Below are 16,905 nucleotides of genomic sequence, written 5' to 3'. Positions count from 1 at the left end.
GAAACCACCGCCGCATCGCGGCCAAGGCCGCTCCTACAGGGGGTGCATGGCCGGGGTAGGGCAACCGTGGATCAGAGCCCGCGCAGCCAGGCCGGGCGCAAGGGCGCGGCATCCGGGCGTTCGATGGCCGCGCGCACCTCGGCCAGCAGGCGGGCCTTGTCGGCGCCCAGGGTGCCCTTGAGCACCAGCCAGTTGGAGGCGTGGTCGGAGCGGAACACCGTGCGGCGCAACTCCAGGGCGGCGAGGAAGCGCTCCATCTCCACAAACAGGCCGTGCTGGTCGAGCGCCTGCCAGTCCGGCCAGGCCTCCATGAAGCGCCGGCCGTGGTCGTGCAGGGTGACGACCAGGGTGGACAGGTACTCCGGCTGGGTGGCGTTGATGAGCTGAGCGGAGTGGTCGGCATGCTGCGCGGACAGTGCCTGTCCGCCGAGGCCGTTGAGGATCATTACCGAGCGCGAGATGCCGGCCTCGCCCAGCTTGTCGAGCGCGCTGCGGGTGGACTCGAAGCTCTCGCCCTTGTTCACCCGTGCCAGCACCTCGTCGTCACCGGACTCGGCGCCCAGGTAGGCGAGCTTGAGCCCGGCCTCGGCCAGCGTGCGCAGCTCGGTCACGCTCTTCTTCGCCAGGTTGCGGGCCAGGCAGTAGCTGGACACGCGATGCACGCCCGGCAGGTGCTCGCGGATCGCCTCCAGGTAGGCCAACAGGCGGCGGGTGGGCAGCACCAGCGCGTCGCCATCGGCCAGGAAAACCCTGCGCACGCGCTCGCCGTAGAGTTCGCCCACGCGACGGATCGACGCCAGTACCTCGTCCTCGCTGCGCGCGCGAAAGGCCTTCTGCGGCGCGGTGTACATCTCGCAGAACGTGCACTTGTTCCAGGAACAGCCGTCGGTGACCGGCAGGATCAGCGACTCGGCCTCGCTGGGCGGGCGGAACACCGGTTCGACGTAGCGGATGGGGATCATCGGCGGTTCAGGCCGGGCGGCGCAGCAGCAGGTGATTGACGATGAAGCTCAGCACCACCTCGTCGCGCTGGTTGCGCGCTTCGTAGCGCAGGCGGGCGATGCCGCGGTCGGGCTTGGAACGCGAGGGGCGCACTTCCAGCACCTCGATGCGGCTGTGCAGGGTGTCGGCCGGGCGCACCGGCGCCAGCCAGCGCAGCTCGTCGATGCCGGGCGAGCCGATGCTCGATTGCAGGAACACCCCGCTCTGGATGAACAGCCGAAAACACAGCGCCAGCGACTGGAAACCGCTGGCGATCAGCCCGCCATAGGGCGAGGCCGCCGCCGCGCCGGCGTCCAGGTGGAAGGGCTGCGGATCGTAGCGCCAGGCGAAGTCGATGATCTCGGCCTCGGTCAGGGTCAGGCCGTTGGTGGTGAAGACGTCGCCGGGGCTGAGGTCGTCGAGGTAGCGGGTGTCCATGGCGGTTCCTGTGAGGTTGGCGGGGCTGACGTGACAACGCCCGGGCGGGCCGGGCGTTGGCGCTCAGGTGGACCTTGGCAGTGCCGCTCAGACGTCGATGTTCTGCGCGTACAGCGCATTGCCCTCGATGAAGGCGCGGCGCGGTTCGACGTTGTCGCCCATCAGCGTGGTGAAGATCTCGTCGGCGGCGATGGCGTCGTCGATCTGCACGCGCAGCAGGCGGCGCACCGCGGGGTCCATGGTGGTTTCCCACAGCTGCTCGGGGTTCATTTCGCCCAGGCCCTTGTAGCGCTGCTTGCTGAGGCCGCGTTCGACCTCGTTGAGCAGCCAGCCGATGGCGTCGGCAAAGCGGGTGACCAGCTGGCGCTTGTCGCCACGGCGGATCTCGGCGCCGCCGCCGATCAGGCCGGCGATGGCTTCCGAGGCGTTGCGGATGCTGCGGTAGTCGCCGGAGACCAGGAACTCCTCTTCGATCCAGCCGAACTTGCGGTTGCCATGGTGCATGCGCTCGATGACCAGGCGCCAGGCTTCGGTCTCGTCGTGGAATTCGGCGCGGATGGTGATGCCCATCGGCAGGTGGGCACCGATCAGTGCGGCGGAGGCTTCCGCGGCGGCCTGGTCGGCGAGGCTGACCTCGATGTTGTGCGCCAGCATGACCTGCAGCACTTCCGGGTCGATCAGGCTGGACAGCCGCCGGGTGACCGCTTCGGCGAGCAGGTAGCTGCGCGCCAGGCCGCCCAGGGCTTCGTCGGCGATCGGCTCGGCGCCTTCGCGCGGCAGCAGCGCGGCGCCGTCGAGGGCGAGCTTGAGCAGGTGGTTGTTGAGCTCGTGGTCGTCCTTGATGTAGAGCTCGGTCTTGCCGTGCTTGATCTTGTAGAGCGGCGGCTGGGCGATGTAGATGTGGCCGCGTTCGACCAGCTCGGGCATCTGGCGGTAGAAGAAGGTGAGCAGCAGGGTGCGGATGTGGGCGCCGTCGACGTCCGCGTCGGTCATGATGATGATGCGGTGGTAGCGCAGCTTCTCGGGCTTGTAGTCGTCCTTGCCGATGCCGGTGCCGAGCGCGGTGATCAGGGTGGCGATTTCCTGGCTCTGCAGCAGCTTGTCGAAACGCGCCTTCTCGACGTTGAGGATCTTGCCCTTGAGCGGCAGGATGGCCTGGAACTTGCGGTCGCGGCCCTGCTTGGCGGAGCCGCCTGCGGAGTCACCCTCGACGAGGTAGAGCTCGCACTGCGCGGGATCCTTCTCCTGGCAGTCGGCGAGCTTGCCGGGCAGGCCGACTCCGTCGAGCACGCCCTTGCGGCGGGTCATCTCGCGCGCCTTGCGGGCGGCGTCACGGGCGCGGGCGGCTTCGACGATCTTGTTGCAGATCGTGCGTGCGTCGAGCGGGTTTTCCAACAGGAAGTCGGTGAGCTTGCCGGCGACCACTTCTTCCACCGCCGGGCGGGCCTCGGAGGACACCAGCTTCATCTTTGTCTGGCTGGCGAACTTGGGGTCGGGCATCTTCACCGAGAGCACGCAGGCCAGGCCTTCGCGCATGTCGTCGCCGGTGATGTCCACCTTGGCCTTCTTGGCGATCTCGTTCTCTTCGATGTACTTGTTGATCACTCGCGTCATCGCCGCACGCAGGCCGGTGAGGTGGGTGCCGCCGTCGGACTGCGGGATGTTGTTGGTGAAGCACAGCACCTGTTCCTGGTAGCTGTCGTTCCACTGCATGGCGACTTCCACCCCGAGCTCGGCGTCGTGGCCGGCGCCGGTGGGGATGCGGGTGGTGCCTTCCGCGTGGAATACGGTGGGGTGCAGCACGGTCTTGGTGCGGTTGATGAACTCCACGAAGCCGCGCACGCCGCCGGCGAAGGCGAAATCCTCCTCCTTGCCGGTACGCTGGTCGAGCAGGCGGATCTTCACGCCGTTGTTGAGGAACGAAAGCTCTCTGAGCCGCTTGGCGAGGATCTCGTAGTGGAACTCGACGGTGCCGAAGATCTCCTCGTCGGCAAGGAAGTGCAGTTCGGTGCCGCGCTTGCTGGTCTCACCGGTGACGCGCAGCGGGGAGACTTCCACGCCGTCGACCACCTCGATGACGCGGTCGGCCGGCACGCCGCGCTGGAACTCCATGAAGTGCTTCTTGCCGTCGCGGCGGATGGTCAGGCGCAGCCACTTGGACAGGGCGTTCACGCAGGACACGCCCACGCCGTGCAGGCCGCCGGAGACCTTGTAGCTGTTCTGGTTGAACTTGCCGCCGGCGTGCAGCACGCACATGACGATCTCGGCCGCCGAGCGCTTGGGCTCGTGCTTGTCGTCCATCTTCACGCCCACCGGGATGCCGCGGCCGTTGTCGGTGACCGAGATGGAGTTGTCGGCGTGGATGGTGACGACGATGTCGTCGCAGTGGCCGGCCAGGGCCTCGTCGATGGCGTTGTCCACCACCTCGAACACCATGTGGTGCAGGCCGGTGCCGTCGGAGGTGTCGCCGATGTACATGCCCGGGCGCTTGCGCACCGCTTCCAGGCCTTCGAGCTGCTGGATGCTGGATTCGTCGTAATCGTTGCCGGAAGGCGCGGGCGTGTTTTGCGGTTCGGACATGGTCATCTCGGGTAATTCAGAAAGAGCGGGTGCAGCGGACGGGCGATGCGTAGGAGCGGGCTTGCCCGCGAACGCCACCAAAGGTGGCGCCCGCCTTGGCGGGTATCGCGGCCAAGGCGGCTCCTACAGGAAGCGCGTTCAGATGCGCATCGGCATCACGACGTACTTGAACTGCTCGTTGCCGGGCAGGGTGATCAGCGCGCTGGAGTTGCCGTCGTTAAAGCGCCACTCGACCTTCTCGGACGACAGGTTGTTCATCACGTCGAGCAGGTAGGTGACGTTGAAGCCGATGTCGAGCGGCACGTCGTGGTAATCGACTTCCAGCTCCTCGACCGCCTCTTCCTGTTCGGCGTTGGTGGACACGATCTTCAGGCTGCCGTCGCCGAGCACCAGGCGCACGCCGCGGAACTTCTCGTTGGTGAGGATGGCGGCACGCTGCAGCGCGGCCAGCAGCGGCACGCGGTCGAAGGTGATCATGCGCGGGTGGTTCTGCGGGATCACGCGTTCGTAGTCGGGGAACTTGCCGTCGATCAGCTTGGAGATCAGCTCGATGGCGCCGAAGCGGAACACCACCTGGTTGCCGGCGAGCAGCACTTCCAGCGGGTCGTCGTTGTCGGCGAGCTGGCGGGCGAGCTCGAGCACGGTCTTGCGCGGCAGGATGGCTTCGGTGCGCTGCTCGACCGGGTTCTCCAGCGTGCTGGCGGCGTAGGCCAGGCGGTGGCCGTCGGTGGCCACCATGCGCAGCTCGTTGCCGTCGGCGATCACCAGCAGGCCGTTGAGGTAGTAGCGGATGTCCTGCTGCGCCATGGAGTAGGCGACCTGGGCGAGCTGGCGCTTGAAGGCGCGCTGGCTGACGGTAAGGCGCACCGCGTCGCCGTCGGGCAGATTCATGCGCGGGTAGTCGGCCGCCGGCAGGGTCTGCAGGGCGAAGCGGCTCTTGCCGGCCTTCACCGTGAGGCGCTTGTCGTCCAGCGTGAGCGACACATCGGCGGTGTCCGGCAGGGCGCGCAGGATGTCCTGCAGCTTGCGCGCGCCCACGGTGATCGCGGTGTCGGCGCCGCCCTGGTGTCCGGCGGTGGCGGTGCGGATCTGGATCTCGATGTCGGTGGCGAGCAGGGTCAGGGTGTCGCCCTGCTTCTCGATCAGCACGTTGGAGAGGATGGGCAGGGTGTGGCGCTTCTCGACGATGCCGGCCACCGACTGCAGCGGGGCCAGCAGGGCGTCGCGGGTGGTGTTGAGCAGGAGCATGGCGTCTCGTTGTATGAAGGTTGATCGGGGCTTAACCGCGGAGAACCTGGGTCAGCACATGGACGTCGTGGTTGAGCTGCTGGTCGCCCAGGCGCAGCTCGGTAATGGTGCGGCAGGCGTGCAGCACGGTGGTGTGGTCGCGCCCGCCGAAGGCGTCGCCGATGGCCGGGAGCGACATCGGGGTTAGTTCCTTGGCCAGCCACATCGCCACCTGGCGCGGGCGGGCCACCACCCGGGTGCGCTTCTTGGAGTGCATGTCGGCGACCTTGATCTTGTAGTAGTCGGCCACCGTCTTCTGGATGTGCTCGATGGTGAGCTGGCGGTTGTGCGCGTTGAGCAGGTCCTTGAGCGCTTCCTTGGCCACCTCCAGCGAGATGCCGCGCCCGTGGAAGCGCGCGTAGGCCACCACCTTGTTGAGCGCGCCTTCGAGTTCGCGCACGTTGGAGCGCAGGTTCTTGGCGATCAGGAAGGCGACGTCGTCGTCCACCGCCACGCGTAGCGCCTCGGCCTTTTTCTTCAGGATGGCGACGCGCATCTCGAGTTCGGGCGGCTCGATCTGCACCGTGAGGCCCCAGTCGAAGCGCGAGATCAGGCGGTCTTCCAGGCCCTGGATGTCCTTGGGGTAGGTGTCGCAGGTGATGACGATCTGCTTGCGCGCCTCGGTGAGCGCGTTGAAGGCGTGGAAGAACTCTTCCTGGGTGCGGTTCTTGTTGTTGAAGAACTGGATGTCGTCGATCAGCAGCAGGTCGAGCGAGCGGTAGTAGCGCTTGAAGGCGTCGAAGCTCTTCTGCTGGTAGGCGCGCACCACGTCGGCGTAGTAGTCCTCGACGTGCACGTAGCGGATCACCGCGCGCGGGTTGTGCTTGTAGACCGCGTTGCCGATGGCGTGGATCAAATGGGTCTTGCCCAGGCCGACGCCGCCGTAGACGAACAGCGGGTTGTAGGAGGTGCCGGGGTTTTGCGCCACCTGCATCGCCGCCGCGCGCGCGAGGTCGTTGGCGCGCCCGGTGACCAGGGTGTCGAAGGTGAAGTCCGGGTTGAGGCGGGTCTTCTCGTAGGCCAGGTCGGCGGCGGAGATGACCGGCTCGGGTTCGGGCTGGCCGATGATGATCCCGGGTGCGGCGGCCGGCATGTCGGCCGGCACCGGCTTGCTCGCCGCCTGCACTGCGCCGGCCACCGGCTTGGGGGACACCGCGGGGCGCGGGCCGCCGGCGGGGGGCAGGGCGAGTTCGATCTGCGGCTCACTGCCGAAGAACTCGGCACCCAGTTCGCCGATGCGGCGCAGGTAGCGCTCGCGCACCCATTGCAGCACGAAGCGGTTTGGCGCCTGTAGCTCGATGCGGGGTTCGTCCGCCGCGTCCGCTTCCCTGGCGGCGAGTGCCTTGATCCAGGTGTTGAACTGCTGGGCGGGCAATTCCTGCTCGAGGCGCGACAGGCAGAAGGACCAGAAGTCTTGGTTCACGGAACGTGCGGTCTGTGCGTGCGACACGATACTCAAAACGCGCCCGCCCGAGGATGTGCCGCGGGGCACACGACGGGAACAAGCGGCCTGATGATTGTTGTAGGACAGCCCGGGCCGGCAGGTCGTCAGTCGCTACGGTAGCGGACTGGACCCCTCCTTTAGCCGGCGGAGGCAACCCGACGGATTCTACCCTCCAAGGGCGGACTTATCCACAGGTCCGGGCAAAAATTGTGCTTGACAAACATGGGATTATCCAATTAAATCTCGCGTTTGACCTTTCTTCAGGCAAGCTGAAAATGAAACGCACCTACCAACCTTCCGTCGTCCGTCGCAAGCGCACCCATGGCTTCCTGGTTCGCATGAAGACCCGTGGCGGTCGTGCGGTGATCCGCGCCCGTCGCGCCAAGGGCCGTCATCGCCTCGCCGTCTGAGGTGACAGATCTTCCGGGTGTCGACGCCAGCTTTCGCGACGCCCACAGATTACGCAAAACGGATGAGTATTCATCCGTTTTTGCTTTTCGGCGGGCCCTCAAGGGGCGCTGGTTCATCGTCCATTACCGGCCCAACGGGCTGGACACCGCCCGTCTTGGCGTGGTGGTGGCCAAGAAGCTGGCGCGGCGCGCGCACCTGCGCAACCTGCTCAAGCGCATCGTGCGCGAGAACTTCCGCAAGACTCGCCACGCGCTTCCGCCGCACGACCTGGTGGTCCGGCTGCACGCGAAGGTGGACGGCGCGACCCGGGCGATGCTCAACGAGGACGTCAGCCGGCTGCTGGCGCGCCTGCCGAGATGACCGGCCCGGAGACGGGCAAGCCGACGCACCGCACGCGGTGTCCCTCGGGGCGGGTATGATTCCGTTCCTCGACCAACGAACCGTCAACCGATAGAAGTCCGTATGGATCAACGTCGCCTCATCCTCTTCCTGATTTTCTCGTTCGCGCTGGTGATGTTGTGGGACAGCTGGCTGGAGTACAGCCGCCCGCAGCCGGCAGTGGTTGCGTCCCAGCCGGCCGGCGCCGACGGCGCGTCCTCAGTGCCGGCCCCGACGCCCGGCAGCGCGCTCAGCGCACCGGTACCGGGTGAGCAGTCCGCCGCGATGCCGGCCTCGGTGCCGCGCATGGTGGTACGTACCGACCTGATGGTGGTGCAGATCGCCGCGCAGGGTGGCGACATCGTGCGCATGGAGCTGCCGGCGCACAAGTCGAACGAGGATCGCACGCGCAACTTCGTGCTCTTCGACGACGGCGGGCGTCACCTGTATGCGGCGCAGTCCGGCCTGATCGGCGAAGGCCTGCCCAACCACAAGACCCTGTTCGCCCTGCCGGCCGATGAAGTGGTGCTGCCGGAAGGCCAGGACAGCGTGACGGTCCGACTGGAGGCGCCGGAGCAGAACGGCGTGCAGGTCACCAAGCTGATGACCTTCCACCGCGGCAACTACCTGGTGGATGTCAGCTACGAGATCCGCAACGGCAGCGAGCAGCCGCTGGACGCCCATGCCTACTTCCAGTTCACCCGTGACGGCCAGCCGGCCGAAGGGGTGGATGTGTACGGGGTCAACACCTTTACCGGCCCGGCCTTCTATACCGATGCCGAGCGCTTCCAGAAGGTGCAGTTCGAGGAAATCACGGAAGGCAAGGCGAAGTTTGCCAAGCAGGCTGCCGATGGCTGGGTGGCCATGGTGCAGCACTACTTCGTCGGCGCCTGGCTGCCGCAGGCCGGCGTGGAGCGCGAGTTCTTCGCCCGCCGGGTGGGCAACGACCTCTTCTCGGCCGGGGTGATCCTGCCGGTGACCCAGGTTGCGGCCGGTCAGCAGGGCAAGGTGGATGTGCGCCTGTACGCCGGCCCGCAGGACCAGGACAAGCTCGAAGGCATCGCGCCTGGCCTGGACCTGGTGGTGGATTACGGCTTCCTGACCGTGATCGCCGCGCCGCTGTTCTGGGTGCTGTCGTGGTTCCATAGCCTGACCGGCAACTGGGGCTGGGCAATCATCCTGGTCACCGTCGCCATCAAGCTGGTGTTCTTCCCGCTGTCGGCGGCCAGTTACAAGTCGATGGCCAAGATGCGCGTGCTCGGTCCCCGCCTGCAGCGTCTGAAGGAAGTGTACGGCGACGACAAGGCGAAGATGCAGCAGGAGATGATGAATCTCTACCGCACCGAGAAGATCAATCCGCTGGGCGGCTGCCTGCCCATCCTGGTGCAGATCCCGGTGTTCATCGCGCTGTACTGGGTGCTGCTGGGCAGCGTCGAGATGCGCCACGCGCCCTGGCTGGGCTGGATCCAGGACCTCTCGTCCAAGGATCCCTACTTCATCCTGCCGATCATCATGGGCGTGTCCATGCTGGTGCAGATGAAGCTCAACCCGACGCCGCCGGACCCGATGCAGGCCAAGATCATGATGGCCCTGCCCATCGTGTTCACCTTCATGTTCCTGTGGTTCCCGTCCGGTCTGGTGCTGTACTGGGTGGTGAACAACATCCTGTCCATTGCTCAGCAGTGGCAGATCACCAGGATGATCGAGGGTGCAAAACCCGGCAGCAAGGCCGCGTGACACGATAGCGGCCATCGCCACCGCGCCGGGCCGGGGAGGCATCGGCGTGGTGCGCGTTTCCGGCAGCGCCCTGCTGCCGTTTGCCCGTGCGCTGTGCGGGCGTGAGCCAGCCCCGCGGGTCGCCACCTTTGCACGCTTTCGCGATGCGGATGGGGGGGCCATCGACGAGGGGCTGGTGCTCTATTTTCCCGCACCCGGTTCCTTTACCGGAGAGGACGTGATCGAGCTGCAGGGCCATGGCGGCCCGGTGGTCATGCAGATGCTGCTCGCGCGTTGCGTCGAGCTTGGGGCGCGGCTGGCAGAGCCGGGCGAGTTCACCAAGCGGGCCTTCCTCAACGGCAAGCTCGATCTTGCGCAGGCCGAAGGCGTGGCCGATCTGATCGAGGCGTCGACCACGGCTGCAGCGCGCTCCGCCCTGCGTTCCCTGTCGGGCGCGTTTTCGTCCGAGGTCACCCGGATTCGCGATGCCTTGATCGACCTGCGCATGCTGGTCGAGGCGACGCTGGATTTCCCTGAGGAGGAACTCGACTTCCTTGAGCGCGCCGACGCTTTCGGCCGCCTCGCCGCAGTGCGACGCAGTCTCGAATCCTTGCTCGATCGCGCCCGCCAGGGCGCATTGCTGCGAAGTGGTCTGAACGTGGTGCTGGTGGGGCCGCCGAACGTCGGCAAGTCCAGCCTGCTCAACCGTCTGGCCGGCGAGGAGCGCGCCATCGTCACCGACATCGCCGGCACGACCCGGGATGCGCTGCGGGAGACGATACAGATCGAAGGTATTCCGCTGCACATCATCGATACTGCGGGCCTGCGCGAGACCAGCGACGAGGTCGAGCGCATCGGTATCGCGCGGACCTGGCGCGAGATCGAGCGGGCCGATGTGATCGTTCGATTGCAGGATGCGGGCGCCGCGGCTGATTCGGCGGACACTGCGGCGATCGACGCCGCGCTTCCCGGGCAGGTCGAACGCATCGTGGTCCGCAACAAGATCGATCTCCTTGGCCAGGCGCCTGGGCGTATCGAGGCGGACGGGATGGTCACGCTGCAGTTGTCGGCGCGCACCGGCGATGGGATAGACCTCTTGCGTGCCGAGCTGCTGCGGGTGGCGGGCTGGCACGCGCATGGCGAGGATCTCGTGCTTGCACGGGAGCGCCATCTTGCTGCCCTGCGCGGGGCGCTGGAGCATTTGGCGCAGGCGGCGCAGCGCGTTCATGCGCTGGAGCTGTTCGCCGAGGAACTGCGGCTGGCGCAGGACAGGGTGAGCGAGATCACCGGGGAGTTCACCGCCGATGATCTGCTTGGGGTCATCTTCTCGCGCTTCTGCATAGGCAAGTGAAGTCCGCGGCGCGCGGTTTCACGTGAAACAAAACTGAATGGATTTCGAGTTCATCGCGCTCGCGCTGGGACTGGCGGCCTTCTTTGCCGGATTCGTCGATGCGGTGGTCGGTGGCGGCGGCTTGATCCAGATTCCCGCCTTGTTTGCGGCGTTTCCGCAGACCGCACCGGCGAGCCTGTTCGCCACCAACAAGGTAGCGAGTATCGTCGGCACCACTAGTGCTGCCGTCCAGTACAGTCGCCGGGTACGCATCCCATGGGCGGTAGCTGGCCCCGGAGCGCTCGCCGCTCTGGTCGGGTCTTGGTACGGCGCCAAGGCGGTGGCATTCCTCCCGCCTACGCTTCTGCGTCCGCTCATCCTCGTCCTGCTGGTAGGGGTCGCGGTGTACACCTTCATCAAAAAGGACCTGGGCCTGCATTCCCGCGAGCACGTCGCGCCGGGCCGAGCGGCTCTCGTGGCCGGTGCGATCGGGCTCACCATCGGTTTCTACGATGGCTTCTTCGGTCCGGGCACCGGGAGCTTCTTCATCTTCCTGCTGATCCATTTCCTGGGGATGGATTTCCTGCGCGCCTCGGTGACCGCAAAGATCCTCAACGTTGCCACCAACCTCGCCGCCATCGGTTATTTTTCTGCCAACGTGGAAGTGATGTGGAAGCTGGGTCTGTTGATGGCGGCGTGCAATCTCGCAGGCGCGATGACGGGGTCGCGCATGGCCCTGCGCCACGGAACGACGTTCGTGCGGGGGATGTTCCTCTTCGTGGTCAGTACGCTGATCGCCAAGTTGGCCTACGACCTGATCGTCAGCGGGTGGTAGGCAAGGTGGGGGCAGTTTCACGTGAAACCGTCCCCACGCCGGGCAGGTCGGTGCGTTGGCGAATGCATTTGCAGGAATATTGAGTTTTGCTTACGTGGTAAAATCGCCTGCTTTGCCGAAGCTGGATCGAAGCGCACCATGAACGGACTCCACCTGATCGCGGACCTGTACCGCTGTCAATGTCCGCCCGACCTGCTAACGGATCGGGCGGTACTCGAAACACTCTGCGTCGAAGGCTGCCGCGACGCCGGCCTCACCCCGCTGGGTGCCTACTTCTACCAGTTCCTGCACGATGACGGACAGCACGCCGGTGTGACCGGTACGGTGGTCCTCGCCGAATCCCATTTGGCCATCCATACCTGGCCGGAAAGCGGTGACGTGACCCTGGACGTGTACGTGTGCAACTTCTCGCGTGATAACAGCGGGCGGGCGCGCGAAGTCTTCGAACACGTCATCCGTACCCTCAAGCCGCGCGATTCGGTGTGCCATGACGTGGTGCGCGGAAAGATTGGCGCCGAGGTCTGAGGCATGAGCGGGCAGAATCATCCGGCGGCCGAGGACTTGCTGCTCGAGTGGCTCAACGACGACGCCGGCTTCTTCTACCGGCGGGGCACGCTGCTGGAGGAGGGTGCCTCGCCCTATCAGCAGTACGAGGTCTGGGACACTCCCCAGTTCGGCAAGCTCTTCCGTCTGGACGACTGCTTCATGACCTCCGAGCGTGACGAGTTCTACTATCACGAGAACCTCATCCACGTTCCGGCGATCACGCACACCGCCCCGCGCTCGGCGCTGATCATCGGTGGCGGAGATGGCGGCTCCGCCGAGGAGTTGTTCAAGCACCCGGGGATGGACCGTGTGGTCCTGGTCGAACTCGACGCCAAGGTGATCGACATCGCGCGCCAGCATCTGCAGGCGGTGCATCACGGTTCGCTGGACGATCCGCGCCTGGAAGTCCGTATCGAGGACGGCTTGCGCTACGTGCGCGAGGTGGCGCCTGCGGCCGGTGAGCGCTTCGATCTGATCGTGCTCGATCTCACCGATCCGGTCGGGCCTGCCGAGGAGTTGTACTCGCGACAGTTCTTCGCCGAATGCAAGGCGCTGCTGAATGAAGGAGGGGCGATCACGCTGCATATCGGCGCACCGGTCTTCCAGCCCGAGCGCGTGCGTGAGCTGGTCGGCCGTCTGCGTGACTGCTTCGCCCGCGTGTCGCCGTATTTTCTCTACATTCCGCTGTACGGCAGCCTGTGGGGCATGGCCTGCGCGTCCGACACGCTGGACCCGAAAGCGCTGAGCGCCGACGAGGTTGAGCGGCGCATCGCCGCCCGCCAGATCGGCCGCCTTCAGCACTACAATGGCGCCATCCACTGCGCACAGTTCGCGCTGCCCAACCATCTGCGCCGCCTGCTCGCCTGATCCACCGGGCGGCGGGCGCGCCCACCGCCCGCCTCAGACGTGACCTCCAACCCAGGTAACAAGCGCCGTGCTGCCCGACCCGCCGACAGGGGCGGGCGCCGGCCAGATTCATCATCCTCGTCCGCGCGCCGCGCGCCACTGCCGGCCGACAGCCTGGCCTATGGGCTGCAGCAGGCTGCGGGTCTGGTGCAGGCCGTGCGCGACGGCGCCAATCTCACCGACACCTGGGAAGCGCTGCAGCGTGCGCACCCGCAATGGCCCGACGGCACCCGCGGCGCAGTGCGCGATCTCGCCTGGGGCACCCTGCGCGACTACGGGCGGGCCGAACCGATACTCGGGCGTCTGCTGCAGAAGCCCCTGCCTGACCCTTACCAGGCCCTGCTCATGGTGGCGATCCACCGGTTGGAAAGCCGGCCCGAGCAGTCGCATACCATCGTCGATCAGGCGGTCGAGGCGGTGGCCGCCACCGCACCGGGGCTGCGCGGCGTGGTCAACGGCGTCCTGCGCAACCTTGTCCGCCAGGCCGACCAGGCCGCCCGCTGGCGCGAGGCCGACCCGGTGGCGCGCCACCGCCATCCCGACTGGTGGATCGCCCGCCTGCGCGCGAGCTGGCCGGGGGAGTGGGAGTCGGCGCTCGAGGCAGGTAACCAGCATCCGCCGATGGCCTTGCGGGTCAATCCGCGCCGCGCTACCGCCACCCAGGTGCTGGAAGGGTTCGCCGCAGCCGGCATCGACGCGCGTGCGCTCGACAATGGTGCGCTGCTGCTGGCGCGCCCGCGCGCGGTGGCCCAGCTGCCGGGTTTCGCCGAAGGGCGCTTCTCGGTGCAGGATGCCGGCGCCCAGTGGGCCGGGCGCTGGCTCGGTGCACAGGCGGGCGAACGGGTGCTCGACGCCTGTGCCGCCCCGGGCGGCAAGGCAGCGCAGATTCTCGAGCTGGCGGACGTTGCCCTGACCGCGCTGGAGCTCGATCCGCGCCGGGCGCGCCGCATCGAGGAGAACTTCGAGCGCCTGGGCCTGCGCGGCGAGATCAGGGTGGGTGATGCCCGCCGCACCGCCGGCTGGTGGGACGGTCGCCCCTTCGACCGCATACTCGCCGACGTGCCGTGCTCGGCCTCGGGCGTCGCCCGCCGCCATCCGGACATCAAGTGGCTGCGCCGCCGCGAGGACATCCCGCGCTTCGCCGCCCAGCAGGCCGAGATCCTCGATGCGCTTTGGCATACCCTGGCGCCCGGTGGCACAATGCTCTACGTGACCTGTTCGGTGTTCGACGAGGAGAATCGCGGCCAGATCGCGCGCTTCTGCACCCGCCACGCCGACGCCCTCCGCCTGCCGCTCGACGGTCGGCTGGAGCAACAGCTGCTGCCCACCGCCGAGCATGACGGTTTCTACTACGCCCTGTTGCGCAAGCAGGCCTGAGCGCTTGATCAGGCGCCTGCTCCTTGTCCTGCTTTGGTTGCCGGCGGTGCTGCTGGCCGACCACGCCTTGCTGCGCCAGGCCGACATCACGCTGCGGGAAGAGGGCTATGTGGTCAATGCCGACATCGACTTCGCCCTCAACCCCCGGCTCACCGACGCGGTCAATCGCGGCGTATCGCTCTACTTCGTCACCGAGTTCCTGGTCGAGCGCCCCCGCTGGTACTGGTTCGACGAGGTGGTGATCGAGCGCCGTCTCAACTACCGCATCTCCTACCACGCGATCACCCGCAGCTATCGTCTGTCGCTGGGCAGCTTCCACCAGAGCTTCGACACCCTGGACGGCGCGGTGCGCACCATGCAGCGCGTGCGCAACTGGCAGGTGGCGGAGCGCTCCGCGCTCGCCGATGGCGAGTCCTACGAGGCGTCGCTGCGCTTCCGCCTCGACACCGCCCAGCTGCCCAAGCCCTTCCAGGTCACGGCCATCGGCAGCCGCGACTGGAACCTGTCCACCGAGTGGATGAACTGGACGTTTCTAGCAGGAATGCCGCTGTCCCGATGAAACGTGTCGCCCTCATCGTTGCCGCTGCCGTCGCCGGCATCTCGCTGTTCCTGCTGGCCTCGGCCAGCGCCAACACCGAGCTCTTCGCCGGCGCCTATCCCTACCTGCTCGGCCTCAACGGCGTGGTGGCGGTGGCGCTGGTCGGCCTGGTCGCCGTCCAGCTGCGCGGCCTGTGGCGCGAGTACAAGGGCCGCCAGTTCGGTTCGCGGCTCAAGTACCGCCTGATGCTGATGTTCGCCCTGATGGCCTTGCTGCCGGGGGTGGTGGTCTATGCGGTGTCGCTGCAGTTCGTGGTGCGCAGCATCGAATCCTGGTTCGACGTGCGGGTCGATTCCGCGCTGGAGGGCGGCATCGCGCTTGGCCAGAATGCGCTCGACTACCTGGTGAGCCAGGTGGGCGACAAGGCCACCGACATGGCGCTGGACCTCGATGGCCTGCCGGTGAGTCCGGCCCGCCTGAACCGGTTGCGCGAGACTGCCGGCGTGGCCGCCGCCACCGTGGTATCGTCCAGCGGCCAGCTGCTCGCCACGGTGTCCGATGGCAGGGGCAGCCTGATCCCCGACCTGCCGGCCGCGACCCATCTGCGCCAGGCCCGCCAGTTCCGCAAGTTCAGCCTGGTCGACAGCCGGCCGGACGGCAGCCTGCTGATCCGCGTGGTGGTGCCCCTGCCGGCACGTTCGCTGACCGAGGAGCCGCCCTTCCTGATGCTCAGCCAGCCGGTACCCGAGTCCTTCGCGCTGCATGTGGATGCGGTGCAGGAAGCCTACCGCGACTACCAGCAGCTCACCCTCGGGCGCCAGGGGCTGACCCGCATCTACACGCTCACCCTCACCCTGTCGCTCCTGCTTGCCCTGCTCGCCGCGGTGGCGGTGGCCTTCGTGCTCGCCCGCCGCCTTGCCGCACCCTTGCTGATCCTCGCCGAAGGCACCGAGGCGGTGGCGCAGGGCGACTACTCGCCGCGCCGCGCACTGCCGGCGCGCGACGAGCTGGGCGTGCTCACCCAGTCCTTCAACCAGATGACCCGCCAGCTCGACGACGCCCGCGCGGCGGCCGAGCGCAACCGTGCCGCGGTAGAGTCGGCCCGCGCCTACCTGGAAAGCGTGCTGGCCAATCTGTCGACCGGTGTGCTGGCCTTCGCCGAGGACGGCACGCTGCGGGCTGCCAACCGTGGCGCGATGGACATCCTCGCCGATCCGCTGGACGGCTTCGAGGACATCGCGCTGGCCGACTGGCCCCATCACACGGCTTTTCGCGACGCTCTGCTCGAAGGCTTTGCCCGCAACGAGGGCGACTGGCACCGCGAGCTCGAACTGGAGAACGCCGACCGTGGCCCCCAGACCCTGCTGATCCACGGCGCGCGCCTGCCGGCCAGCTCCGGGGGCGGCTCGGTGGTGGTGTTCGACGACATCTCCAACCTGATCGCTGCCCAGCGCACCGCCGCCTGGGCCGAGGTGGCGCGTCGCCTGGCCCACGAGATCAAGAATCCGCTGACGCCGATCCAGCTTTCCGCCGAGCGCCTGATGCACAAGCTGCACGACCGGCTCGACGCGGACGGGCAGGACATGCTGGAGCGCGCCACGCGCACCATCGTCAATCAGGTCGAGGCGATGAAGAAGCTGGTCAACGCCTTCCGCGACTACGCCCGCCTGCCCGCGCCGCAGCTCGGCCCGCTGGACCTCAATGCGTTGATCGAGGAGGTACTGAATCTCTACGAAAGCACGCCGCTGCGCATCCGCACCGAACTTGCGCGCGACCTGCCGCCGGTGCTCGGCGACCCCACCCAGGTGCGCCAGATCATCCACAATGTGCTGCAGAATGCCGAGGACGCGCTGGCCGGCGAAGAGGACGGCGAGCTGCTGATCCTCACCCGGCGCGATGGCGACCGCGCGCAGCTGCTGGTGCGCGACAACGGCCCGGGCTTCCCGGCCGAGATCCTCGCGCGCGCCTTCGAACCCTATTTCACCACCAAGTCGCGCGGCACCGGGCTGGGGCTGGCGATGGTGAAGAAGATCGCCGACGAACACGGCGGCGACGTACGTCTGGCCAACCGCGAACAGGGCGGGGCGGAAGTCCGCATCCGCCTGCGGCTTGCAGGCGCGCAACACTGATACGACGGA

At 67.2% G+C, this 16,905-nt stretch carries 15 protein-coding genes; 10 read left to right on the top strand and 5 right to left on the bottom strand.

Annotated elements, in window-relative coordinates; translation table 11 throughout:
* Nucleotides 1-71 precede the first annotated feature (71 nt).
* From IAI53_RS12840 to dnaA, 5 genes are all read right to left on the bottom strand, one after another.
* A complete protein-coding gene (locus IAI53_RS12840; protein ID WP_187718580.1) occupies nucleotides 72-962 on the bottom strand; it encodes a radical SAM protein in 891 nt (296 codons plus the stop codon).
* A gap of 7 nt (nucleotides 963-969) precedes the next feature.
* Nucleotides 970-1,419, bottom strand: coding sequence for a MaoC family dehydratase (locus tag IAI53_RS12835; RefSeq protein ID WP_187718579.1), 450 nt, complete (start codon nucleotides 1,417-1,419; stop codon nucleotides 970-972).
* An 87-nt stretch (nucleotides 1,420-1,506) separates the two neighbouring features.
* Nucleotides 1,507-3,999, bottom strand: coding sequence for a DNA topoisomerase (ATP-hydrolyzing) subunit B (gene gyrB / locus IAI53_RS12830; RefSeq protein ID WP_187718578.1), 2,493 nt, complete (start codon nucleotides 3,997-3,999; stop codon nucleotides 1,507-1,509).
* Between the two features lie 138 nt (nucleotides 4,000-4,137).
* Entirely contained in the window at nucleotides 4,138-5,247 is a 1,110-nt protein-coding gene (dnaN, locus tag IAI53_RS12825; protein WP_187718577.1) for a DNA polymerase III subunit beta, read from the bottom strand.
* A gap of 31 nt (nucleotides 5,248-5,278) precedes the next feature.
* Complete coding sequence (dnaA, locus tag IAI53_RS12820; protein WP_349771926.1) at nucleotides 5,279-6,709, bottom strand: chromosomal replication initiator protein DnaA; 1,431 nt, start codon at nucleotides 6,707-6,709, stop codon at nucleotides 5,279-5,281.
* 296 nt (nucleotides 6,710-7,005) lie between these two features.
* Here dnaA and rpmH point away from each other — a divergent pair, with 296 nt between their 5' ends.
* The 10 genes from rpmH (at nucleotide 7,006) to IAI53_RS12775 (ending at nucleotide 16,896) form a co-directional block, all read left to right on the top strand.
* Complete coding sequence (gene rpmH, locus IAI53_RS12815) at nucleotides 7,006-7,140, top strand: 50S ribosomal protein L34 (RefSeq protein ID WP_002926183.1); 135 nt, start codon at nucleotides 7,006-7,008, stop codon at nucleotides 7,138-7,140.
* A 1-nt stretch (nucleotide 7,141) separates the two neighbouring features.
* A complete protein-coding gene (gene rnpA / locus IAI53_RS12810) occupies nucleotides 7,142-7,501 on the top strand; it encodes a ribonuclease P protein component (RefSeq protein WP_187718575.1) in 360 nt (119 codons plus the stop codon).
* 102 nt (nucleotides 7,502-7,603) lie between these two features.
* Entirely contained in the window at nucleotides 7,604-9,256 is a 1,653-nt protein-coding gene (yidC, locus tag IAI53_RS12805; RefSeq protein WP_187718574.1) for a membrane protein insertase YidC, read from the top strand.
* Nucleotides 9,228-10,586, top strand: coding sequence for a tRNA uridine-5-carboxymethylaminomethyl(34) synthesis GTPase MnmE (gene mnmE, locus IAI53_RS12800; protein WP_187718573.1), 1,359 nt, complete (start codon nucleotides 9,228-9,230; stop codon nucleotides 10,584-10,586). The genes yidC and mnmE overlap by 29 nt, the downstream gene beginning before the upstream one ends.
* 37 nt (nucleotides 10,587-10,623) lie before the next feature.
* Nucleotides 10,624-11,400 carry a TSUP family transporter gene (locus IAI53_RS12795; protein WP_187718572.1) on the top strand — a complete coding sequence of 259 codons (777 nt, stop codon included), beginning with the start codon at nucleotides 10,624-10,626 and terminating at the stop codon, nucleotides 11,398-11,400.
* A gap of 138 nt (nucleotides 11,401-11,538) precedes the next feature.
* Entirely contained in the window at nucleotides 11,539-11,925 is a 387-nt protein-coding gene (gene speD, locus IAI53_RS18475; RefSeq protein ID WP_222948296.1) for an adenosylmethionine decarboxylase, read from the top strand.
* A gap of 3 nt (nucleotides 11,926-11,928) precedes the next feature.
* On the top strand, nucleotides 11,929-12,813 hold the full coding sequence (gene speE / locus IAI53_RS12790; RefSeq protein WP_222948295.1) for a polyamine aminopropyltransferase: 885 nt from the start codon (nucleotides 11,929-11,931) through the stop codon (nucleotides 12,811-12,813).
* A 186-nt stretch (nucleotides 12,814-12,999) separates the two neighbouring features.
* A complete protein-coding gene (gene rsmB, locus IAI53_RS12785) occupies nucleotides 13,000-14,229 on the top strand; it encodes a 16S rRNA (cytosine(967)-C(5))-methyltransferase RsmB (RefSeq protein ID WP_432813923.1) in 1,230 nt (409 codons plus the stop codon).
* Complete coding sequence (locus IAI53_RS12780; RefSeq protein ID WP_187718571.1) at nucleotides 14,189-14,788, top strand: DUF4390 domain-containing protein; 600 nt, start codon at nucleotides 14,189-14,191, stop codon at nucleotides 14,786-14,788. Before rsmB ends, IAI53_RS12780 begins: the two co-directional genes overlap by 41 nt.
* A complete protein-coding gene (locus IAI53_RS12775) occupies nucleotides 14,785-16,896 on the top strand; it encodes a sensor histidine kinase (RefSeq protein ID WP_187718570.1) in 2,112 nt (703 codons plus the stop codon). The genes IAI53_RS12780 and IAI53_RS12775 overlap by 4 nt, the downstream gene beginning before the upstream one ends.
* Nucleotides 16,897-16,905 lie beyond the last annotated feature (9 nt).

The organism is Thauera sedimentorum, from assembly GCF_014489115.1.
Lineage (GTDB): Bacteria > Pseudomonadota > Gammaproteobacteria > Burkholderiales > Rhodocyclaceae > Pseudothauera > Pseudothauera sedimentorum.
This window is presented reverse-complemented; position numbering and strand designations above follow the sequence as displayed.

Excerpts from the sequence above, each read along its gene's own strand:
- IAI53_RS12780 (WP_187718571.1), top strand. The coding sequence starts at position 14,189 with ATGACGGTTTCTACTACGCCCTGTTGCGCAAGCAGGCCTGAGCGCTTG.
- IAI53_RS12835 (WP_187718579.1), bottom strand. The coding sequence starts at position 1,419 with ATGGACACCCGCTACCTCGACGACCTCAGCCCCGGCGACGTCTTCACC.
- speD (WP_222948296.1), top strand. The coding sequence starts at position 11,539 with ATGAACGGACTCCACCTGATCGCGGACCTGTACCGCTGTCAATGTCCG.
- IAI53_RS12795 (WP_187718572.1), top strand. The coding sequence starts at position 10,624 with ATGGATTTCGAGTTCATCGCGCTCGCGCTGGGACTGGCGGCCTTCTTT.
- IAI53_RS12840 (WP_187718580.1), bottom strand. The coding sequence starts at position 962 with ATGATCCCCATCCGCTACGTCGAACCGGTGTTCCGCCCGCCCAGCGAG.
- IAI53_RS12775 (WP_187718570.1), top strand. The coding sequence starts at position 14,785 with ATGAAACGTGTCGCCCTCATCGTTGCCGCTGCCGTCGCCGGCATCTCG.
- yidC (WP_187718574.1), top strand. The coding sequence starts at position 7,604 with ATGGATCAACGTCGCCTCATCCTCTTCCTGATTTTCTCGTTCGCGCTG.
- dnaN (WP_187718577.1), bottom strand. The coding sequence starts at position 5,247 with ATGCTCCTGCTCAACACCACCCGCGACGCCCTGCTGGCCCCGCTGCAG.
- gyrB (WP_187718578.1), bottom strand. The coding sequence starts at position 3,999 with ATGTCCGAACCGCAAAACACGCCCGCGCCTTCCGGCAACGATTACGAC.
- rpmH (WP_002926183.1), top strand. The coding sequence starts at position 7,006 with ATGAAACGCACCTACCAACCTTCCGTCGTCCGTCGCAAGCGCACCCAT.
- speE (WP_222948295.1), top strand. The coding sequence starts at position 11,929 with ATGAGCGGGCAGAATCATCCGGCGGCCGAGGACTTGCTGCTCGAGTGG.